Source organism: Plantibacter cousiniae (nom. nud.) (assembly GCF_977070315.1).
Map to the genome: position 1 here is coordinate 40,136 of NZ_CDRVEU010000007.1, position 22,793 is coordinate 62,928.

Annotated in this window: 15 protein-coding genes; 2 read left to right on the top strand and 13 right to left on the bottom strand. The window is 59.4% G+C overall.

Going from position 1 to position 22,793, the window contains the following annotated elements; genetic code table 11:
• Positions 1-2 precede the first annotated feature (2 nt).
• The 11 genes from ACW55A_RS14690 to ACW55A_RS14740 form a co-directional block, all read right to left on the bottom strand.
• On the bottom strand, positions 3-3,929 hold the full coding sequence (locus ACW55A_RS14690; RefSeq protein ID WP_498811385.1) for a type VI secretion protein IcmF/TssM N-terminal domain-containing protein: 3,927 nt from the start codon (positions 3,927-3,929) through the stop codon (positions 3-5).
• Positions 3,930-3,959: 30 nt separating this feature from the next.
• Positions 3,960-4,673, bottom strand: coding sequence for a type IVB secretion system protein IcmH/DotU (gene icmH / locus ACW55A_RS14695; protein WP_003318805.1), 714 nt, complete (start codon positions 4,671-4,673; stop codon positions 3,960-3,962).
• Positions 4,670-6,013, bottom strand: a complete 1,344-nt coding sequence (gene tssK / locus ACW55A_RS14700; RefSeq protein ID WP_003434831.1) for a type VI secretion system baseplate subunit TssK — start codon at positions 6,011-6,013, stop codon at positions 4,670-4,672. Before tssK ends, icmH begins: the two co-directional genes overlap by 4 nt.
• Positions 6,010-6,765 carry a type VI secretion system lipoprotein TssJ gene (tssJ, locus tag ACW55A_RS14705; RefSeq protein ID WP_004415260.1) on the bottom strand — a complete coding sequence of 252 codons (756 nt, stop codon included), beginning with the start codon at positions 6,763-6,765 and terminating at the stop codon, positions 6,010-6,012. Before tssJ ends, tssK begins: the two co-directional genes overlap by 4 nt.
• A gap of 25 nt (positions 6,766-6,790) precedes the next feature.
• On the bottom strand, positions 6,791-9,394 hold the full coding sequence (gene tssH / locus ACW55A_RS14710; protein WP_003434829.1) for a type VI secretion system ATPase TssH: 2,604 nt from the start codon (positions 9,392-9,394) through the stop codon (positions 6,791-6,793).
• Complete coding sequence (gene tssG / locus ACW55A_RS14715; RefSeq protein ID WP_024640475.1) at positions 9,391-10,461, bottom strand: type VI secretion system baseplate subunit TssG; 1,071 nt, start codon at positions 10,459-10,461, stop codon at positions 9,391-9,393. Before tssG ends, tssH begins: the two co-directional genes overlap by 4 nt.
• Complete coding sequence (gene tssF, locus ACW55A_RS14720) at positions 10,425-12,257, bottom strand: type VI secretion system baseplate subunit TssF (protein WP_003434826.1); 1,833 nt, start codon at positions 12,255-12,257, stop codon at positions 10,425-10,427. Before tssF ends, tssG begins: the two co-directional genes overlap by 37 nt.
• A complete protein-coding gene (tssE, locus tag ACW55A_RS14725; RefSeq protein WP_003420335.1) occupies positions 12,257-12,739 on the bottom strand; it encodes a type VI secretion system baseplate subunit TssE in 483 nt (160 codons plus the stop codon). The genes tssF and tssE overlap by 1 nt, the downstream gene beginning before the upstream one ends.
• Before the next feature lie 25 nt (positions 12,740-12,764).
• Positions 12,765-14,267 carry a type VI secretion system contractile sheath large subunit gene (gene tssC, locus ACW55A_RS14730; protein WP_003434824.1) on the bottom strand — a complete coding sequence of 501 codons (1,503 nt, stop codon included), beginning with the start codon at positions 14,265-14,267 and terminating at the stop codon, positions 12,765-12,767.
• Between the two features lie 14 nt (positions 14,268-14,281).
• Positions 14,282-14,815, bottom strand: coding sequence for a type VI secretion system contractile sheath small subunit (gene tssB, locus ACW55A_RS14735; RefSeq protein WP_003318241.1), 534 nt, complete (start codon positions 14,813-14,815; stop codon positions 14,282-14,284).
• A 69-nt stretch (positions 14,816-14,884) separates the two neighbouring features.
• A complete protein-coding gene (locus ACW55A_RS14740) occupies positions 14,885-15,634 on the bottom strand; it encodes a hypothetical protein (protein ID WP_002551426.1) in 750 nt (249 codons plus the stop codon).
• Positions 15,635-16,331: 697 nt separating this feature from the next.
• Between ACW55A_RS14740 and ACW55A_RS14745 the strand changes: the two genes are divergently transcribed.
• Entirely contained in the window at positions 16,332-18,503 is a 2,172-nt protein-coding gene (locus ACW55A_RS14745; RefSeq protein WP_455809609.1) for a M48 family metallopeptidase, read from the top strand.
• A gap of 629 nt (positions 18,504-19,132) precedes the next feature.
• Here the strand turns inward: ACW55A_RS14745 and ACW55A_RS14750 are convergent.
• On the bottom strand, positions 19,133-19,954 hold the full coding sequence (locus ACW55A_RS14750; RefSeq protein WP_498811386.1) for a hypothetical protein: 822 nt from the start codon (positions 19,952-19,954) through the stop codon (positions 19,133-19,135).
• Between the two features lie 146 nt (positions 19,955-20,100).
• Here ACW55A_RS14750 and ACW55A_RS14755 point away from each other — a divergent pair, with 146 nt between their 5' ends.
• Positions 20,101-22,035, top strand: a complete 1,935-nt coding sequence (locus ACW55A_RS14755; RefSeq protein ID WP_248697656.1) for a RecQ family ATP-dependent DNA helicase — start codon at positions 20,101-20,103, stop codon at positions 22,033-22,035.
• A gap of 133 nt (positions 22,036-22,168) precedes the next feature.
• On the opposite strand, the gene ACW55A_RS14760 is transcribed toward ACW55A_RS14755, so the two are convergent.
• Positions 22,169-22,609 (bottom strand): glycine zipper domain-containing protein, encoded by a 441-nt coding sequence (locus tag ACW55A_RS14760; protein WP_003372307.1) that lies wholly within the window; start codon positions 22,607-22,609, stop codon positions 22,169-22,171.
• Positions 22,610-22,793 lie beyond the last annotated feature (184 nt).

Below are 22,793 nucleotides of genomic sequence, written 5' to 3' on the forward strand. Positions count from 1 at the left end.
CCTCACTTGGTCCGCCCATCGGTTGCGTTAAGCGCGCTTAGCGCCTTGACGTTGGCCAGGTCGGTCAGCTTCACGCCGCCATAGTTGCGTACCACTAGACTGACCGGCCCTTTGGCCGTGTTCCAGCTGAATCGCTGCTGGATGCCGTCAAGGTCAGCGACGCGTGCGCTGTCGTTCATGCGCAGCAGGCCCCAGCGGCCGGTGTAGTCGAACACGGTAATGCGTTCGCCGGACAGGGTGACTACATCCAGGCGTGCGCCTGGCGCTGTGGTAGTGCCAGGCCACGAGAAGCGGCTCCAGCTGGTCTTGCCGTTGCGGTAGTGCTGCTCCTGGCCATCCAGCGTGAAGATGATATCGGTGAAGTAGGCCGACGGCTCAAGCATGATCTCGAAACCGTTGTCGCGGTCCGAGAGGCTGGCGATGACTTCGCCCAGAGAACTGGCCTTGTCGATGTTGCTGACCATTTTCGGGTTGACCAGCGGCGCCGCCTTGGCCCCGCTGCCCATGCCGAGCCCTTCGCCATCGGACAGATTGCCGATTTCATTGCGTTTGAAGTTGGGCAGCAGGCCCGACTCCGGGTCGACGAAACGCTGCAGGTCTTTCACCGAGGCCTCGTTGCGGCTGTCCGCAGCAATCGGGTACCGGTGAGCCATGACCTGTTCCCAAGGCTTGGCGACCTGTTTGGCCCAGGCTTTGGCGATCTGTTCGCCAGCCGGATCACGCAGCGTTTCCCAGGCGAACTGAATCGGCAGGCTGAACAGGCTTTGCAGCGAAGTGGAAAGCCCGCCCTGGCTGGTATCGACCGTGGTTTCAACGTAGTTACGCACGTTGGTGACTTCGCTCGGCTGCCCTTCGAGGGTTTCGCTGATCAACTGCTTGCTGCTCTTGCCGACATCCTGCGAGCGCTGGATGTTGTTCATCCGCACTTTGAGTTTGCGCAGTGCTGCCAGGTAGCGATCCATGATGGTGCTGTCGGCGCCTTCGGCATTCTGTGTGGCGAAAACCCGCGATACAGGCTCGAAGCGCTTGGCCAGACTGCCGTCATCCACCGCAGGCAGCGGCGAGACCAGTACGCTGGCCGCTGCTTCCTTGTTGTCGAAGATGCCGGTGACCTTGCCCCAGAAGCCATCGTCACGCTTGACCCCGGTCTGTTGCGCTTCGCGAACAGCAGGGACGTCCCATTGCGTGTTGTCGTTGACGGCGGCGAGCAGCAGCTTGACCGGCGAATTGCGCACGTCACTGAGCAATGACAACTGCTGCGTGGCGTTGGCCATGTCGCTGAAGCGACGCACGCCCACGCTGTCGATCATGGTGTACCAGACCTGCGTGTAGTCACGCTTGTAACGGGACATGAACTCACGGACGAAGTTGGCTTTCTGCACCACGCTGTCGCCGCCTTCACCGTCGAGCACCCAGTCCGATTCGTTACGCAGATTGCCGGACACCAGCTTGATCAGCTCCGGCTTCACGAACTCTTCCCAGCCCTGACGGGTGAAAATCGCAGGCACGGCTTCCGAACCGTACAGCAACTGACGACCCGGCATCGGCACCAGATCATTCAGGCCGATAGCGGGAAACTGACGGCTGGACTCCAGTTGCAGGCGCAGGTATTCACGGTCCACCAGCGAACTGGAGATCATGAAAAACTTCAGGCTCTTGCGGGTCTCGTCGATCAACTGCTCATTGCGTGGCTTGGCCGGCGCGTCGCCGTTCTTGAGCAACTGTACGTAGACCGGCGAGTTGTCCTCGATGACGTCGTCGCTGATCGGATTGGCCTCGCTGGAAATATCCGCCCAGGCCACCGGCAACGCCGCGTTGACGAACTCGGTTTCCGGGTGCGTGGTCGGCTGAGTCAGAATCAGATAAAGCTTGAGAGCGTTGTATGACTCGATGATGGATGCCACCTGCCGTTCATCGAGTCGTCCGAGCATCTCCTCCGACAGCGACAAACCGCCCGTGGTGGCCGACAACTCGGCCGCATCGTTTGCGGTGGCCGGGTTACGCAGCGCGGCGATGGCCTCGCTGCGTGTCTGGCTGGCCGTGTTTCTCGCGGCGCCGGTCAGGCGATTGGTCACGTCGCCGGTGCTGCGCGGAATGCTGCTCAGGCTGGTCGGACGGCCTGCAGCGACATTGCGAGCGCCACGGTCCAGCAGTTTCCGGCCTTGCGCACGCGCTTTGCCGGTTTTGCTGTCGGAACCGGCGGGAGCGGCCCCGAAGCCATACTGCGGGTCCATGGTTTTGGCGAACTCGTTGAATTCACGCATCTGCAATTGCAGTTTCAGCGTGATCGGCTCCAGCGCCTGGGTGCGCAGTTGCTGCAAGTAAGCGGTCTGGGTGGCGAAGTAGATATCGTCGCCACGGTACAGGCCGCCGCTGAGTTGCAGCGGTACGCCCTTGGTGCGGTATTTCTCGATGGTTGCCAGCTGATTGCGCAGCAGCTCCAGGCCTTGGCCCGAGGCAAGGCGTTTTGCCCGGTCCGGGGACTGCTCCAGTTCGCGCAACTGCTGGCTGATGTTGGCCAGCCACTCGCGGTTTTTCTGGAACGACAGGGCCTGCCAGCCGATGAAGGCCAGCCCGGCGAACAGCGCCGCAGCGATGACGATCGGGCCAATCGAGCGGTCGCGGCCATGCCGTGACTGGTACAGGGTCAGGTCACGGTCAGGGAAAATGACGCGGCGGAAGGTATCGGTGATGAAGTAACTGCGATCACTGATTTTCCGGTGTTCTTCTTCCTCTTCCTCCACTGCACCGTATGGCTTCGCCGGCCGTAGGACGAACGACTCTGACAGCTCGTCTTCATACACCGGTGTCAGTTGCTTGTCGGTTTGCAGGGCGCTGGTGAAATACAGGCCGCGCAGCAACAACTGAGTACCGTTCACGTTACTGCGCGCGAAATGCTGCAGGAACTGCTCGAGGATCGTCGACAGCTCGGCAAAGTAGTTGGGGAAGTTCAGCAGGGCGCTGTTGGCATCGGCACCCAGCGCAATGATCTGTGCATCGACGTGGCGACTGACATGCGCCTGCAAGTTCGCCAGCTTGCGATCGAGCACCGTGCGCAGGCTTTCGGTGTTGATCTCGTTCAGCCCGAACGTCATACCCAGCGGCTGCTGGCGCTCGTTCAGGTCCATGCCGTCGAAGGCCTGGTTGAAGCCGGGCAGTTGGTCGGTCTTGGTCAGCATCAGGTAGATCGGTGGATTGGCGTCCAGGCAATCGGTGTATTCCTCGATGCGCGTGACCAGGCGCGCACCCATTTCGTTACGTTCGGCGGAAGAGGCGGCCAACAGCTCCGGCAGGCTGACCACCAGCACCAGACCATTGACGGCGGCCTTGCTGCGCTGCTTTTTGAGCATGCGCAGGAACGCCGCGAATTCGCTGGCGGACTGATCGTCGCGAAGGTAGCGGCCAGCGGTGTCGATCATCACGGCTTCAGGGCTGAAGTACCAGTCGCAGTGCTGGGTGCCGCTTTCCGTGTCATTGGCGCTGCTGGCAATGCTGGCCGACAGGCCGGAGCGGGTCAGCAACGAGGTTTTGCCCGCTGCGGACATGCCGATGACCAGATACCAGGGCAGATCGTAGAGCGCCGAGGAGCCGCCACCACCTGCCGAACGATCGGTGCGCAGCATGGCAATGGCATGCTTGAGGCGGTCGCGCAGCACTTGCTGATCACGGAACTCGCCGGTGGACTTCAGCGAGCGGTCAACTTCGATCTGAACCAGATTCTCGAGGTTGTGTTCGGTGCGAATCCGCCGGTATTGGCGCAGTACGATCAGCAGCAGGTAGAAGGCGCTGATGATCGCCATCGCTTCGAGCGTGTAGCCTTGCAGCCAACTGATCCTTGGGGCGAAAAACCAGCAGACAGCCAGGCTGATCAGCCACAGTATCGGGACCAGGAACCAGAAACTTTTTAACAGGCGCAGTAATGTCTTCATGTCTTCCTGACTCGGTTACCTGATCGGGACTCAAGCATTGAACAGTTGGCTGATTTGTTCGGCCAACGCGGCCACGTCTTTGCCCAGCAACCAGTCAAGCGTCAGATAGACACCCAGGCATACGAGGGCGATGAGCACCAGGTAAAGCCATACCGGAACTTCATGGCGAAGCATTTGCGACACCTGGTCAGGCAGTGCCCAGTCAGGCGACAGCGCCTTTGGCGTCTTGCGGTAGCGTGCGATGTCCTGGCCCAGCGTGTTGGCCAGGTAGCGCAACTGGTCCTTCTGACCCAGCCCGAATTTGCCCTCGAAACCCAGTGCCAGGCACAGGTGATACACCTCAAGCACATCCAGGTTCTTTTTCACGTCGGCGCGCAGCAGTTCGATTTTCTCGAAGAAGCCTTCGCCCGCCAGGTGAACCCCGAAATAACGGAACTGCAACGGCTCCATTTCGAAGTGGCGACGCATGTCGTTGTCACCCGAACGCAGCACGCTCTCATCGAGGAATGCGCACAGTGCGTACTGGGCGTCCTTGACCTGTTCGACGCTGTAATTGGCGCTGCGCGCCTGACGCTCCAGGTTGGCGAAAAAGGTATCGACACTGGATTCGAAGGCAGTGACCGAGATCGCCTGGCGGCCGCGACGGACAATCAGCGCCATGGTGATGAAGTCACGTACCAGGTCTTTGAGCGTAGGTTTTTCGGTTGCGGCCGTAGCGGCACCTTGCATCACGGCTTCAGTCATTTAAGCACCGCCAACAGTTCGAGCTTGAGATTGGTAAACGCGCTGGGCGCGTAGAAGGAAATGGCCTGGGCCTCCATCATGCGTTCATACACGCGGCCATGCGGCTCGATGGAGAAGTAATGGTTGTCCAGGCGCACCGGAATGGCGTTTGGCAGACGCGTCGAGTGGTTCAGCGTGACGCCCGGCATGGCGCTGTTGACCACCACTTCGATGTCTTCCGGCGAACCGACCTTGAACGCACGTGGCACCAGTTCCAGCAGGCTGGAGCCAGGCATGTCGGCATGCACCGAGATGTAAAAATCGGCTTCGGTAAGGCGGGGGTCCAGCAACTGGCCCTGCCAGTACGAAGGCCGGACCTGACTCAGGTTGATGACGATGCACTGGTTCGGAATCACGTTTTCAAGCAGCAGACGAACCAGTTCGTCGAGCTTGACCAACGAGGCCGCCGGGTCCTGATGATCGTAATCGGGGATGTCGGTGAGCTGAGTGTCCAGCGAGAAGGTCAGCAAACCACCCGCCAGTTCCGCCAGAAACAAATACAGACGCTCCGGGTGCAGGCGTGGATGCGCCAGCAGGTGAGCCAGTTGCGGGTAGGCGCGGTTGACCGTATTCAGCAGCCAGAACAAGGTGACGTCGCTGGAGCCGAACTCGGCGATCTGGTCAGCCCGCTCGCGGCGGCGGCCTGAAAGCGCCTTGCTCTTGGCTTGCAGCACGCTGATCAAACGTCTGCCGAGACCGACCAGCGTCTCGTGGGTGCCCACGTGCAGCGTCGGGTGCACAAAATGCGCATCCAGGTTGAAGCCGCCGATGCTGTTGCGTGCCAGTCGGGCAATCGGGCAGTAGCTGTAGCCATCCAGACTGTCGCCATCGACCAGCATCACCACGTTCAGGCGCAGGCTGGTGATTTCGTTTTCCAGATCGCCTTCGTTGAGGTCCGGCAGGGTGTCGAACTGTTTGCGAAAACGTCGCGCGCTCTTCTGTTCCTGGCCGTCTTCAACGTAATTCAGGCCAAAGGGCTCAGGCAGTTTGAGCGCCGCGTAGACCTTGATTTCTCCGCCTTTGATCAGGTTTTTCAGGTCGCGGGCGGCGGGCAGCGGGTCGTGCTGCGGCGCGTCGTAAAGGCTGCCGTCCGGGAACACCAGCTTCAGACGCTTCAGTTGCAGGGAGCCTGTCGCCAGCGCCTCGACGTCGACTTCCAGCGTTTGCACGCCCCAGTGAAAGGGCGTGGAGCGCAGCGTCGACTCAGCAAGCTGATGTTGATGAAACTCATCCTGATATTGGAAATGTTGCGGCAAAAGGAACATGCCTTCCGACCACATCACGCGGCTTTGTTTACTCATTTGGCGCCTTCCAACAGAGAATTGAATTGTGAGTCTGCTGCTTTTTTGGCAGCACTGCCGGCCGAGTCCTGAACCTGCTGGACAGCTGCGTCCTGCGCGCGCTCGGTCATACTTTTGCTGGCCGGTTGTTCGGGAATCGAATTGGATTTGTTGAACTGCTCTTCAGTCTTGAGTTTGTTCAGCACGTCCACACCACGCACCGCGAGGATGTAGTTGTTATCCACCAGCACACGCACGCCGTCGGACGAGAACCAGATACCGTCCTTGCGCAGCGTGTTGGCGTCGAACGCGACCTTCCAGCGGCTGTCGACGTCGGTGCGGAAGAACGCCGCGATGCCCACATACGAGGCATTCGGGTTCAGCGGCCACTGATCGGTCTGGCCCATGCCAGGCAACAGAATCAGCTCCCGGCTTTCGACCAGGGTGTTGCCCAAAGCCTTTTGCGGATCATCCCAGAGGGTGTCGGCGTTGATCGACTCGAAGCGCTCCAGAGAGGACAGCTGATAAACGCGCACCACCACCGAGAGCGGTTTACCGTACTCGTCAGGGTTGAGCTGGTTGCCGCCGTCAGTGGTCAGGATGACCTTTTCGTTGTCACCGAACATCATGTCGCCAGCCCAGGTGTCATCCATGCGCTTGGCGACGCGGTCTGTCACGCCGCAGGCGGACAGAGCCATCATCATTGCCAGAACAGCCAGGCACCTTGCCAAGGCTGGCTTCGAGGAACAATTGCCTTGAAGTCTTTTATTCATCACGTCTTACCTATGGGGTGATCGATCAGGTCAGGGTGTAAGCGAAGTCGCCATCGCTGCCCAGGTCGATGGTCAGGCTCTGAATCGGCTTGTCCTGTGCCATCCGCTCCAGCACCCGCTGAGCGAGCTCCGGCATGAGGGTCTTGGACAGGATGTTGTCGATATTGCGTGCGCCACTGTCGACTTCCGTGCAGCGCGACGCGATAGCCTTGATCAGCGCTTCGTCGTAACGCAGCACCGCCTGATGATTGCGCTCGAAACGCTTGCGGATGCGCTCCAGCTTCAGGCCGACGATGCGTTCCAGAATCGCGTCCTGCACCGGGTAATACGGCACGATGGTCAGGCGCCCCAGGAAGGCCGGTTTGAATACCTGATTCAGCTCGTCGCGCAGGCCTTCCACAATGTCATCGGGGGTCGGCTTCTGCTCGGTGTTCAGGCACCACTGCATGATGCGGTCAGTACCGGTGTTGGAGGTGAGGATGATCACGGTGTTACGGAAGTTGATCTCGCGACCTTCGCCATCGTCCAGCACGCCTTTATCGAAGACCTGGAAAAACAGCTCGAGCACATCCGGGTGGGCTTTCTCCACCTCGTCGAGCAGTACCACGCTGTAAGGCTTGCGGCGCACGGCTTCGGTGAGCACGCCACCTTCGCCATAACCTACGTAGCCAGGCGGTGAGCCTTTCAGGCTGGAGACGGTGTGGGCTTCCTGGTATTCGGACATGTTGATGGTGATGACGTTACGTTCGCCGCCATACAGCGTGTCAGCCAGGGCCAGTGCCGTTTCGGTCTTGCCGACACCGCTCGGGCCCAGCAGCAGGAACACACCGATCGGCTTGTTCGGGTCTTCCATGCGGGCACGGGAAATCTTGATGCGCTTGCCGATCTCTTCGAGTGCATGGTCTTGACCCAGCACGCGTTCGCCCAGCAGCGCGGGCAGGCTTTGCACGGTGTCGATTTCGTCGCGCAGCATCTTGCCCAGCGGAATGCCGGTCCAGCCGGAAATCACTTCGCCAATCGTGCCGCCATCGACCAGTGCGTGGACCAGAGGTTGCTCGCCTTGCACGCTGGCCAGTTCGGCGCGTACGGCGGCAATCTGCCCGGCATCAGGCTCGCCGCTTTCCGGAACGCTGAGTGCGCCAAGCTTTTCGACCAGTTCCAGCTCGCGCTTCCACTGTTGCTCCAGCGACTCGCGGGTCTCCTGTTCGGCTTTCAGCTCTTCGTGCAGGGCCGTCAGACGGCGAGCGTGGTCGCTGCCCTTGGCGGTTTCCTGCTCCAGTACGGCGATTTCCGCGTTCAGGTTGTCGATGTGACGCTTGCAGTCTTCCAGCGCTCCCGGCTGTGCCGATTGGCCCAGGGCAACGCGTGCGCAAGCGGTGTCGAGCACGCTGACCGCCTTGTCGGGCAGCTGGCGGCCAGTGATGTAGCGGTTGGACAGGCGCACGGCCTGCACCAGCGCTTCGTCCATCACGGTGACCTTGTGGTGCTCCTGCATCTTCGCCAGCAACCCGCGAAGCATGTGGATGGCCTTGTCTTCGTCAGGCTCTTCGACTTTCACGACCTGGAAGCGTCGAGCCAGTGCGGCATCTTTCTCGAAATACTTTTTGTACTCGGCCCAGGTGGTGGCGGCGATGGTGCGCAGCTCGCCACGCGCCAAGGCAGGCTTGAGCAGGTTGGCGGCATCGTTCTGCCCGGCTTGCCCGCCCGAACCGATCAGCGTGTGGGCTTCATCGATAAACAGAATGATCGGGTGCAGGCTGCGTTTGGTTTCTTCGATGACCGACTTGAGGCGGTTCTCGAACTCGCCCTTGACCCCGGCACCGGCCTGCAACAGGCCCAGATCCAGCGTGTGAATGGCGACGCCCTTGAGCACCGACGGCACGTCGCCCTGCACGATGCGCAGCGCCAGGCCTTCCACCACGGCTGTTTTACCGACGCCGGCTTCACCGGTCAGGATCGGGTTGTTCTGGCGGCGGCGGGTCAGGATGTCGACCATCTGCCGCACTTCGAATTCGCGTCCCAGCACCGGGTCAATCCGGCCATCGCGAGCGCTCTGGGTCAGGTTGACGGTGTACTGGTCCAGGGCTGGCGTCTTGCCGTTGCCTTTGGTGGTGGCGCCCGTGCTGGCGTCGGCGTTCGCCAGTGGCTTGCTCAGCTTGGTCTCGGGGCTGCCCTCGACCAGTGCGCTCATGTTCAGGCGCAGGTCGTCAGCGTTGATCTTCTCCAGCTCCGGCGCCGAGCCGATGACCACGCGACGCAGTGCATCGTCATCCAGCAAGGCCTGCACAAGATGGCCGGTACGGATCTGTGACTGACCGAACTCGATCGATGCCAGCACCCAGGCCTGCTCGATCATGCGCGTGATGTGCGGCGAGAGCGCAGGCGTCCGCGTGTTACCTTTCTTGAACGTCCCCAGCGCAGTGACCAACTGTGCCTGCAGGCGATCAGGCACCACATCGTAGTGGCGCAGGATCACTGGCAGATCGTTGTCGTTGTTATCGAGCAATTGCAGCAGCAAGTGCTCGACTTCAACGTCGTAATGGTTCTCCGACAGGCACAGCGCAGCAGCGCTTTCAGTGGCAGTGCGGCTCGTTTCGTTCAGCTTGGCGAACAGGGACTTCAGGTTCACAGGGAGACCCCATCAAAAGGAATATGGAAAACGGCGCAACGGGAAGGCTCCACGTCGACACCGGGGCGTTTGAGCCAGCCAAGCCAGCCCAGCGATACATTGCCTTGGCGACCCAGACGGGCCACGGGTACAGCTTCGCGCTTGAGCTTCGGCGCAATCTGGAAGTCCAGTTCGGCACCGATGTAAAAACGCACCAGTTCAACAAGCTTCTGGTAATCCTCGGTGCCCGGCTGAAAACGCTGGTAATCGGCCAGTTCCAGAGGACCCATTTCGATACGTACACACGACTGGTAATCCCAGACGCGATTGCCGGCCACAGCGCTTTGCCCCAGCACTGCATTCTTGCGGCCCAACTGCGTGCACTGGCTGCTGTCGAGCTTCAGCCAGCGTCCGGCGAATTGCTGGATCTTGAACGGCAGCGAGAAGTAAAAACTCAGCATGACCTCAAGGTTCAGGGCGTTGCGCGGCTTCTGCGCGAACATCCCCGAGAAGTAGCTGAACAGTTCGCGGCGCAGCGGAGACTCGCCCTTGTCGAATTTCTGTTTCAGGCCTTCTGGACCGAAACCCACCAGGTTGAGCAGATAACGGTCGAAGTTCGAGGTGCCGTTGCGCTCGTACTCGATGTAAAACTTGTACTTCTGCCACGCCTCGTAAAACAGCGTGGTCATGCGATGCGAAAAAATATCCAGAAACGCATGTGCAGCGTCGTCTCGATACTGAATATGTCGGTCGATCAATAGCTCTGTGTACGGGCGCGGCAGCACGCCCGAAGGACCGACCAGGCCCATGAACGTGACCTGCACTTCGGACAGCGGCAAACCTGCCGCCGAGAGCTTGCCTTCGCGTTCGAACTGCAGGTCGCTGACTTCACTGGCCGGGAAGTTCAGCGACAGCTGCGAACGAAAGCGCAGAGGATCTTCGTGTGGCCTGGTTTCCAGGTCCATACGCCCGTTCCTGCTGTAGTGCAGGCGAAGCAAACGCACCAACTGGAAAAATTCGAATCGGTGCGGCTCAGCCCTTGCCTGGTCGATCAGACCAGGGGTTGATCGCCTGTTCGCGGGGGCCATTGGACCACTCTCTTTTCGCGCTGCAAGGTGCGAAGGGTTAATTGGGTAAAGCTGTTCATCGAGCAGTACTGACCAAAGAAGTGATCAAGCACCATGCCGAACAGGAACACGCCACTGCCGGTGTACTGGCTTTCATCGAACTTCAGCGTGATGCCGACGCCGCGCACGAAGTTCGGCCGCGGATGGCCGATGCGTGCCACGACCGGCTCGCTGCTCACCGAAACGATCCCGTTGATCTGCTTGCGGATCGCCGACACGTTGCGGTAGTTGTAAAGCGACAGCAGCTCCAGCAGCACCTCGCGTCCCTTGGAAACCAGCGACATATGGTTGAGTGACAGGTGCGAAATAAGCCGCCAGATCACGCCGTTGCCCAGCGGCACGCGCACCGTCGCCGTCGGCTTGCGCAGGCAGCGGATGTCCTTGATCACCGAGTTCGACGGAATGTTGAAATCGCCGCGCTCGCCGCCAAAAGGCAGCATCAATGGCAGGTCGCGATTGCTGCACGTCAGACGTATACTGAGCGTGTCGTTGTTGGAATCGATCAGTTCCAGATCCCGATCCACGACCCGGATGAACATGTTCGAGCCATCGCTTTGCCGGCTCTGCGTAGGGCGGCGCCGAGCGATCCAGAAACTCTGCCCCGGGCCTTGATCGCCACGTGGTTCGAAGAACGGATGGCAGGTGCCGACCTGGTCATTGCCATTGATCTTCTTCACCCGCCGCACGCGATCGATCGAAACCACTTCGGCGGAGCTTTGCAGGCGCACATCCGGCGTGACAGCGTATTCATGCTGGACGTGGGTCAGCTTGATCGGCTCGGCCTGCTGGCGGAACAGGTTGATGATCGGCGTGCAGTTGAGCTTGAAATTGTTGCGGCTGACGTTCTGCGTCAGGCGCGCCAGACGGTCCGTCAGGTCGTAGTCGGAAAAGTAGAAATTGATCTCCACTTTGGCGATCTCTTTGCCCGCCAGAATGCGCGCAAAGCCCGACAGGTCGAAGAACATGAACTTGTCCGGGAAGGTGAAGTACTCGTGCAGCAACCGGTAACCCAGAAACGAGCGCTCCGAGTAATCCACCAGCCCTTCATCCAGACCGTAACCGACAGATTTCAAGGCACCGGCTGGCAGCACCACTTCGCGAGTGCGGCCTTCGTCTTCGAAGGTCAGCGTGGCCTTGGCCAGGTTGTTGAACAGCAGCTCATACAGTTGGTGCATGAGCGTGCTTTCGCCATCGAGGAAGAAGCGCAGGCTGTCCATCTCCATCTTGCCGAACAACACGTCGGAGGTGGCCGTCAGGCCAATGCGCAGACGCGCAATCAGGTCTGCGCTGTGGCCGTTGAACGCCGAGCGTTCCATTTCGATGAACGACGCGCTCTGCACGGCAATCGGCCATAACTCGACCGGGTAGCACGTCCGGAACTTGCACACGATGCCATCCACCGGGTTGGCATGCAGTTCGGTGTGTCGTGCCACACGATAGGACTCGGTGACCTTTTCCTGCTTGCCCATGTTGAACTCGACGATGGACATCGACGGGGTAGGGCGCAGGTAATGCGGGTACAGCACCTCGAGGAACGACTCGACGATTTCCGGAAACTCATCATCGAGTTTCTTGTGCACGCGCGCCGACAGGAACGAGAACGCCTCGATCAGGCGCTCGGTATGCGGGTCCTCGCAGTTGTCGCCCTCAATCAGCAGTCGCGAAGCGATCTTCGGATATTGAGCGGCAAATTCCTGGCCCAGAAAGCGCAGGTGCGAGAGTTCCTTCTCGTAATAGGGCAGCAGATCGTCGAGCATCAGTTGAGGTTCTGCACTTTGTATTCCTGAGTGTTGACCTGCAGCACGGCGTCAAAAGAAACCTGACGCGAAATGTCCTGCAGACGCAGTACTGCGTCCACACGAAAAGTCAGCATGCGTTGGCCGGTCTGTTGTGCAAGCAACTGGACTTTCACGCTGCGAAAGCGTCGGTCGCCCACCGAGATGGCCTTTTCCAGCTGGCGCTGGATCAAAAGACGATCCTGTGGGTCGAGCACGCTTCTACTGGTGAAGTCGGGCATACCGTAGTCGAGGATGGTGCCGCTCAGATTGGCGAAACCTTCCAGCTCGTTAGCGACCAGAGACTGGCGAGTGTTCACCAGAATCTCCAGGTCACGAACGATGCTGGCCTTGTAATCGGCCAGCGAGCTCAACCGTTGCGATGACGATTCCACGGATTGATGTGGACGATCGTCGAGCAATCGATCCAGCAATGAAGGCAACAGCTTGTGTTGACTACTCATGTTGCCTCCCTGGCTAAGTGTTGGATCAGCCGCGAGTCGATTGCGGCAATTCGGCGACCAGACGCAGCGATGCCGTCAGTTCATCCAGTTGGTAATGCGGACGCAGGTAAGTCACGGCCTTGTAGACGCCAGGCTTGCCAGGAACTTCGAACACTTCGGCACGCGCTTCGCGCAGCGGGAACTTGGCCTTGGCTTCCTGGCTGGCGGTGTCATCCAGCAACACGTAGCTGGACAGCCACTTGTTGAGGAACAGCTCGACATCCTTGCGCGATGCAAAACTGCCGATCTTGTCGCGCATGATCGCTTTCATGTAGTGAGCGATACGCGAGGTCGCGAAGATGTATTGCAGTTGCGCCGACAGACGCGCGTTGGCGTTGGCAATGTCGGTGTTGTACTGCTTCTGCTTCTGGGTCGACTGGGTGCCGAAGAACGCGGCGTAGTCGGTACCTTTGCAGTGCACCAGCGGAATGAAGCCGAGGTCCGAGAGTTCCTTTTCGCGACGGTCGGTGATGGCGATTTCAGTCGGGCATTTGAGCGCGATTTCACCGTCATCGGTCTTGAAGGTGTGCGTCGGCAGGCCTTCGACCAGACCACCGCCTTCCACACCACGGATCGCCACGCACCAGCCGTAGCGGGAGAATGCGTCGGTCACACGAGTGCCCAGCGCATAGGCAGCGTTCATCCACAGATATTTATTGTGGTCACGGCCATCGACGCTTTCGACGAAGTTGAATTCTTCGACGGGCGTGGTATCCGGGCCATACGGCAGACGACCCAGCACGTGCGGCAGGGTCAGACCGACATAGCGGGAGTCTTCAGAGGCGCGGAACGACTTCCACTTGGCGTATTCGACCGTGTCGAAGATCTTCGCCAGGTCGCGAGGGCCGGCCATGTCGGTGAACGAGTCCCAGCCGAACAGCTCAGCCGATGCCGCCGAGATGAACGGCGCGTGGGCGGCGGCTGCCACGTGGGAGATCTCTTCCAGCAGGTACATGTCTTCCGGGTTGCGGTTGAACTCGTAGTCACCCAGCAACATGCCGAACGGTGCACCACCGAAGGTGCCGTACTCTTCTTCGTAGATCTTCTTGAACAGTGCGCTCTGGTCGAATTCGGACGACGCCTTGAGGTCTCGCACGAGGTCTTTTTTCGACGCGTTGAGCAGGTGAATCTTCAGCGTGGTGCTGGTCTCGGTCTGGTCAACCTGATACTTCAGGCCGCGCCAGGACGCTTCCAGTTGCTGGAATTCACGGGCGTGCATGATTTCGTTCATTTGCTCGGAGAGCATCGAATCGATCTCGGCGATGCGCGCGTCGAGCACGGCAATCAGGTCCTTGCTTGGCGTCATTTCGCCTTCAAGTACCTGAGCCACCAGCTCACCGATCAGATCGCGGGTACGGGTGCGCTCGGTTTCGGAGCGTGCAACGCGGCTTTCGGAAATGATGCTGTCGAGCAGGGAAGATTGCGGGGCGAAGTTTTCAACTTCAACCAGAGCGCTGTCCTGCTGAGTCACGGGTTGCTTATCGGTCATCGTCAGGCTCCTCCTTACTCTTTGCTGTCGGTGGCAGGAACGGCGGCTTCACGGCCGAACTCCTTGCCCAGGGTTTTCAGCTTTTCAGTGTTCTGCAACACGTCCATCAGCAGTTCTTCCAGCTTGTCGTTGCCACCCATCTTGTTACGCAGGTCAGCCAGCTTGTTGCGCACTTCCAGCAGCTTGCGCAGCGGCTCGACCTGACGCACGACGTTCTGCGGCTCGAAGTCTTCCAGCGCATTGAAGTTCAGCTCGACACCGAGTTGGGTGCCGTCTTTTGCCAGGGTGTTGTCGACGCGATACGCCAGGCGCGGCTTGATGCCTTTCAGCACGCCATTGAAATTGTCGCGGTCGATGAAGATGAACTTGCGATCCTTGAGCTTGGGCAGCGGCTCCAGCGGGTTGCCGGAGAAATCGCCCAGAACGCCTACAACGAATGGCAGCTCTTTCTTTTCCTGAGCATCGCCGATGTCCACGTCGTAAGTGATATGGACCCGAGGCGCGCGAACGCGGTCAAGTTTGTGCTGGGTACTTTCCTTCTTCGCCATCGTCATCTCCTGTGCGAGCAACTCGCTGCAAGTCGTTTGCGTACCGGGCCTGTGGCAGGCCGGGCGCGATTAGAGTCCTTCAATCGTCAGCAGCAGACGCTGACGGATTTCATCGTTCATTTCCAGAATGTTTTCGTGTCCGACCAATTCTTCGAAACTGGTATTGCCTGCGATCTGCGTGCTGTTGCGAATCACCGATTCATCCGGCAATTCTGAGCGCACCGGTGAGCTGATCACGCAGAACGGCAGGTCGCCGAAGTCTTTCAATCGCTCGAAACTGACCGGGAAGCGCAGCCCTTCGAACAGCCTGCTCATGCCCGGCGACTTGCTCAGGCAATAGAACAGCACCAGATAATGCACAACGTAGCGATACAGCTCGGCGCTGCTGCGATTCGGGTCTTTGATGACCTTGCGAAACTGCGCCAGATCGAACGAGTTGAAGCCCACCACCCAACGCACCGGACTGGTGATGCGAATGGTCTGCCCGCTTTGTGACAACACCATGTCGTATTCGAGCGGGAACAGCTCGGGCGTCGTGCTGATCAGGTTCAGGGGCACTTCCAGTTCATTGACCAGCTTGAACGGCTCTGCCGAAGCAATGCGGTCATAGAGCTCCTTGAGCTCTTTGAAATGGTGCTGAGTCTCGCGGCCGCTGCTGCGCTGCGCACCCTGCAGGTATTCACCGAAGAATGTCTGCGGGCGTATCAACAGCGCAAGGGTCGACAGATAGTCGGACGCCTGCACCTTGAGCGCGTCGGAGATAGCGCGCGTCTGCTTGCGCAGCTTGATCAATGCTTCTATATCGAACGTCTGAGTCATCGGTACATCGTCCTTGAACCCTTCACGACCGTTTCCCGGATCAGACCGGGGACGGGGAAAAGTTGCGAATTTCTCGACTGCACACCTGCTCATGAAGTGGTTTTGCCATGTGTGTCACTGCGAGACACACCGCCACAATGAGGGAGGAGTTCGTGCTGGCATATAGATGTCGTCTAGCCAGCAGTGTGGTCTATGGCACTATTTTTAGTAGGAAAGTTCCTACAGACGGTGGATATTTTCTCGGTTTCGTTACAGTAAGCAATGATGACTATGAGCCATCATTGGATTGAATTTCACCCATAATGTAACTGTAAGTGTTGATTTCAAAGGGCTTTGGGGTGGTATTTGGATCCGATCAGGGGGGTAAATTAAGCTTAGAAAGATGAACTTATTTGCAGGTTTTCCAAGCTCTGAAGAGGGTAAATGTACGGACTCGCCTTACAGGCGTTTTTTTCTGGATGGGGAATGATGGCACTGCGAGCGCTGAGGCGCACGAATCCAGGTGGGTCGACACAGGTCAGGCGGATAGCTTTGTTACATCATTTTGCAAATCAGGGTATAACGCCGCCAGCGCCCTCACGCTTGTACTTGAGCAACGGCAGGGCGCATGCACGCAGACGCCAAAGGCGTTTTGCCTGACGGACCTAGTGCGCGCTAAGGACAGCCAGCGGCGACGCACCTCTATGAGCCTTGCCTCATGAAAATCTACAAGCTCATTGCTGTACTCATCCTGCTCCCTCTGGGCCTGAACCTCATCGGTGTCTGGCAGTTGCAGCGCAGTGTCGAAAACACCGAGCGCCTGACCGAGATCCAGGCCGACCTTGCGCATGCCCGTCCCTATTTCGAAAGGCTTGCCAGGTCGCCCGACGCCCTCACGCGAACGATGGATATGGACGGAGAAAACATCACCCTCAAGGAGGCTCTGTCGCGTCTCCATGAGGCAGAGCAGGGCCTCGATTTCGTAGTGGTGCTGGGCAGTGTCACTATTTGGCTGGCACGCGCCGTCATCGCGCTGTGCCTGCTGGCGGCTCTGGTCGGCGGCATCGGGCTGGCAGGGCTCAACTGGGCCGGCGCACGCGCACGTCAATCCCGCGAGCGATTGCTGCACACCTTCAGCAGGGTCAGGCGGATTCTGCCGTTCGTCCTGGTGGGGCACATTGTTGCCATGGGCGCGGCGGTGTCTGCAATCCTCTGTTTCGAAGCCCTGGGCCTGTGGCATGTGGGGCGCATGTCCGCGGGCGAACTCAAGCTGATCATCGTCGTGCTGATGCTGGTCGCTGCGTGCCTGTATTCGATCTGGCGGATGGGCAAGCAGTTGGGCGTCATGCTGCACATGTTCGAGCCCACCGCGATGCAGGTTCTGGGGCAGCAGGTCACGCCTGAAGAGGCACCGGTGCTCTGGGCCTATGTTCGCGATCTGGCCGAACGGCTTGGCGCGCTGTCACCTGATCACATCGTGCTGGGCATGACCGAAGGCTTCTACGTCACCTCGAGCGATGTTTCCCTTCTGCCGTCCGACGCCGTGCTCAAGGGGCGAACTCTGCATGTGCCGATCCTGTACCTGGGGCTGATCGATGCTGCTGAAACGAGTGCAGTGATTGGTCACGAACTGGCGCATTTCGCTGGTGAAGACACCGAGTACAGCCTGCGCTTTCTGCCGATCTACGACGGCATCGGTCGCAGCCTGGGGGTGATCGCTGAAAACATGATGGTCAGCGGGTGGCTACAGCGCACCATTCTGCGTCCGGCGTTCATGCTGGGCGTGTATTTCATGGAAAGCTTCGATCACGCGGTCAATCACTGGAGCCGCGTGCGTGAGCTGGCCGCCGATGCCGCGGGGGCGAGTCTGGCAGGCAATACGTCGGCTGCCTCGGCGCTGGTGCGCATTTCGGCCATCGACCCGCTTTTGCAGGAGCGGATCTACACGCATATCACGCGGGCCACCAACCCAAGGCGCGGAGAGGTGTTTACCAAGGATCTGCCGAACAGCGTGCTGCACGAGCTGGCCGGCAAGACATTCACGCTGCCTGACGAAGAAATGGCCGTCCAGCTGCCGCATCCCTCGGATACGCACCCGTCAAACGGCGAACGTATCGCCGCGTTGCAGGTTGCTGCCGACGAGGCGACCCGCAGCGGCACCCGGCCGGTAGTGGCGGCCCAGGCGCGCGCCGCGATGGACCATTACTTCGTTAATCCCCAGGCACTGCGCACCCGTCTTACCGAGGACTTCATCAAGCATCACGTGACAAATGATGCTGAGGTGGTGACCGAACTGCGTGCCCGCGCGAAAACTGTAAGCGGTGATGTCGTTCTGCATGAGGGCGCTCGCCTGCGGGGGCTGTTGCTAACACTATTCCTCGCCCCTCTGCTGGGGCTGGGTATTTATCTGATAGCCGAAGCGCTGTCATTTCCCCAGGGGCTGACCGAGAAGCGCAACTCTATGCTGATAGCGGGCGGCATCTTGGCGGCGTTCATGCTGACGCTGCTGCCATTTGCGCTGCGCATGTGTCTGCGTGCTGACAAGACCGCTCTGCTGCTCACGCCCGATCACTTTGTCTTCGCAAACCTGAAGTCCCCCGTCCCAATCCAGCACATCGCTGATTTTGAGCTGAATGTGGCCTATGGCACGTTTCTGACCCTGCATCTGCAAGACGATGCGCCTTTACCCGAGCGAGTGTCACGTTCGTTTTCTGCGCCGAACGCAAAAGTGTTCAGGAAAAAACGCCGGGTACTTCTGGCGCTGGCGCGGTTCAGCCGGGACGGCAAAAAGCTCAAGCCAGACGAGCTTGGTGAGTTGATTGCGGATTACGTCAATGCGGGTACTGCACGACACTTGCTGCAAGAGCGCTTCGAGCAGGGTAAGCGTTAAGCGGTTGGCTGTGAGCGGCGCGGCGTAAGGCGCAAAGCCTTTCTGCAGGCAACAAAAAACCCGCCGAAGCGGGTTTTTCCAAGACCATCCCGACTTCCTGTCGGACGCCTCCGAGGCGATGGTCGATCATCCTTGATCCGGGTGAACTCCTGTTCACCCCTTGATGGATCCAATACTACGGAGCGCGAGCCGGGTCGGAAATAGCCAAGTTCCTCCAGCGCGTGTAAGCCTTTCGCTATACCTCATGGGCTCAGCTTCGGACGGGCCCTTGAAGACCAGGAAATCTGGCGTCAGGAAAATCTTGAGGTGGTTTGACCGCTGGAGGCAAAAATCGCAGGCAATAAAAAACCCGCCGAAGCGGGTTTGTACCAAGACCATTCCAACTCCCTGTCGGCTGCCTTCCCGGCGATGGTCGATCGTCCCTGATCCTGGCGAACTCCTTGTTCGCCAGTTGTTGGATCCAATCTTACGGCTCTGACGGCAGGTGCAAAATAGCCATTCGCTTCATTGCGTGTAAGCCTTTGGCTATACAGGTGTCCGTTTTTGCGGATTCTCAGATTCTCGGCCATGAAGAGGGAAAGTAGAAAACACCGTTGAAACTGCTGTGCCAGAAGCACGCAGCCCTGTTTTCAAGGTGAGAAATTCGTGGTCACCTCACAATAGCGCTGCTGGGCGTTTTTACTGTCCTCGTCGCGTTTTTTTGCCGCGCGTTTGGTCCACTCTTGGCACTGTTCTCTGAAGTTGACCGCTGCGGCCTTGCGACACTCGCGCCGTTCGAATGAACGAATAGCGAAGTTTTCGCAGACGCTGTCGCCATCGATCGTGTTGCCGTAGACCCGCCACTGCGCGCGGTAGCGGTTTCTGCCGTCCGCTTCGCGGATGGAGGCTGTCGCGACGCTGTAAGGCTTGGAAGAACGCGTGGAGTTGCGTGAAGCATTGGCCTTGAAATCGGCCATGTAGTCGGCAGACACCATGCCTGTTGCCGATTCTGCCTGAGCGGGGCGAGGAACCTGGCCGAATCGACAGTTCGCCACCGCCTCATCGATGACGTTGCCGTTTTTCATGCAGTCATCCAAGGGCTGCACAGGGGCAGGCGGCGCCACAGTGGCCGCGATCGGCACAAGCTCTGCGGTTTTTCGAGTCTGCGCGGGCGCAGGATCGGCTGCGGCTACGGATTGCGCCTCGGCCTCGACTGTCTCGGGTTCAGGTACGGACTGCACAACAGGCGGTACTGCCAGCGCTTTGGGACCTCTCGCATGTGAGGTGATCAGTCCGGCGACGCAGGCTGCAGCAATAAGGCACGCCAGCCACAGGCCATAAGGGCGTGAGCGGCGAGGCGTATCGACGCGCTTGCGGCGTGGATGCGAGCCCAGCACCACATCGACCTGACCGGGCACGAGGCGCTGAATGCGGATGATCCCGTCGTCCTCGGGTTGCTGTAGGGAATCCATTCCTGCTCCTGATCAAGCGATGTTCGGTGGTGATATTACAATGATATCGGCCGGTGGGTAGAGTTTCTGCAACGCTTTGGTGCTATGTGCATCAGGCCTGGCGCGTTAAGGTTGAGGCCGTTTTTTGACTGATGGATGGACCGCGAATGCACCAGCGTCTCGAACAGGTATTCGGCTACACACAGTTCCGGCCGGGGCAGGAGGCTGCCATCAGTGCGGTACTGGCCGGACGCTCGGTTGCGGCGATCTTTCCGACAGGTTCGGGCAAGTCGCTATGTTACCAATTGCCTGCCCTGATGTTGCCGCATTTGACGCTGGTGGTGTCGCCGTTGCTGGCGCTGATTCAGGATCAGCTTGCCTTTCTGCACCGCCACGGTATCTCGGCGGAGAGCATTGATTCGGCGCAGAGCCGCGACGAGATCGCTGATGTGATGGCGCGCGCACGCTCCGGCGAGCTGAAGATTCTGATGATCTCGGTCGAGCGCCTGAAGAACGAGCGTTTCCGCAATTTCATCGCTCAAGTACCGATTTCCTTGCTGGTGGTCGACGAAGCGCACTGCATCTCGGAGTGGGGGCATAACTTCCGCCCCGACTACCTGAAGCTGCCGGACTACCAGCGCGAATTCAACATCCCTCAGACATTGCTGCTGACCGCCACGGCGACCCCGCAAGTCATCATCGACATGCAGGACAAATTCGCCATCGCCCCCGAGGATGTCACCACCACCGGTTTCTACCGCGCCAACCTGCACCTGTGGGTCAAGCCGGTCAGTGGCCGTGACAAAAGACGCCTGCTGGTGGAGTGGCTCAACGAGCGTCGCGGGCAGCCGACCATCGTTTACGTGACCCTGCAAAAGACAGCCGAACACATCGCCGCTCACCTGGAACAGCATGGCCTGCCCGCCAGCGCATACCATGCCGGGCTGCCCAATGATCAGCGCGAGTCGATCCAGAAGCAGTTCATGGGCGGCCATCTGAACTGCATCGTGGCGACCATCGCGTTCGGGATGGGCATCGACAAGAGCGATATCCGCAACGTGGTGCATTTCGACCTGCCCAAATCCATCGAGAACTACAGCCAGGAAATCGGTCGGGCCGGGCGTGATGGTGCTGCTTCGGATTGTCTGGTGCTGGCCAACCGCGACAGTCTCAACGTGCTGGAGAACTTCGTGTACGGCGATACGCCGGAGCGCGAGGGGATTGCTCGTGTGCTGGAGGATCTGCTTGGGGCGCGTCATGACGGGCAGTGGGAATTTCTGCTCGGGCCGCTCGCCGACCTCAGCAATATTCGTCAATTGCCGCTGAAGACCCTGCTGGTGCAACTGGAACTGCGCGGGATCATTGCGCCGCGCTACGCGTATTTTGCCGAGTACCGCTTCAAGTTTCTGCTTCAGCCGCAAGACCTGATGGCGCGTTTCGAGGGGGAGCGACGCGACTTCGTTCAAGCCCTGATCGACACTTCACACCGCGCAAGGACCTGGGCCACCGTCGATTTCGAGGCGATGTACCAGCAATACGGCGCCGAGCGCGGGCGGGTGGTCAAGGCGCTGGATTACTTTCAGGAAAAAGGCTGGATCGAGCTTGAAAGCAAACAGATGACCGAGGTTTACAGCCTGTTGCGCAGCGACTTTGATGCACAGGCCTTGAGCATCGAATTGCACGATTATTTCGCTCATCACGAAGCCACTGAAGTTGCGCGCATTCACACCATGCTGGACGTGTTCGCCAGTGACCAGTGCCTGACCCATCGGCTGGCGCGGTACTTCGGTGATCACAATGCGCCGGAGCGCTGCGGGCATTGCTCGGTCTGCCTTGGCGAAGTCGCCCACCTGCCCGAACCACCCGCGTTGGAGCCTCTGGCGAATCGGGACTTTCAGCACCTGTGCAGCGAGTTTATCCACAAGCACCAGGACTATACCGGCCAGCGGCCCAGCGCAGACTGCCTGACGCGTTTTCTGTGTGGCATCAGCGTGCCGCTGTTCACCAAGCTCAAAGCCCGCGCCACCACCGGGTTTGCGGTGCTGGAGGACTATCCGTACGCACAGGTCAGGACGTGGGTGCAGGCCGTGGCTGGCAACTGACTACACGTACAAAGTGATCTGACCAAGGGGACGATGTTCTGCATCCAGTCCTGAACCTGCATTGCGACAGACAAATGAAAACCGGCCGCTAAAGAGCGGCCGGTTTTTTGTGCTTCAGCAACTGACGGTGGTATCAGTCACGATGACGGCGATGGCCGTGGTGCTTCGGGCGATGGCCATGATCACGGCCACCACGATAACGACGATCATCGCTGCGGCTTTCGTTGCCCATGTAGTTGCCGAGTGCAGCACCGCCGCCGCCACCTACCGCCGAGCCGACCAGGCTGCCGGTGTTGCCGCCGACGCTGCGACCCAGCACGTTACCGCCCGCAGCGCCCAGACCGCCGCCAATGGCTGCTTCTGTGCGGTTGCGACGGTCTGCGCCTACAGCGCCACCGGCTGCGCCGCCGACACCTGCGCCAATTGCTGAACCAGTGCTGCCGCCGATCTGCTGACCGACGACCGAACCGAGTACCCCACCCAATGCTCCGCCTACGCCTGACTCAAGGTTGCCTGCAGACGCCGCACCGCTGATCAAGGTAAGAGACAACAACAGTATCGAGGAATACTTCATGTATGGAATCTCATAGGGATGACGGCGCGATCTTGGTGTCAAGTGAAGAATGTAGCAATGCAATTCCGACGAGTAACACGATTGCCACACAAACTGCTAAGTTATTGTTTTGGCTGAGGAACTTAAGTCGGAAATGAGAGTCTGAGGTTACTTGCGAAAGGCCCGTTTCCAGAGAAACGGGCCT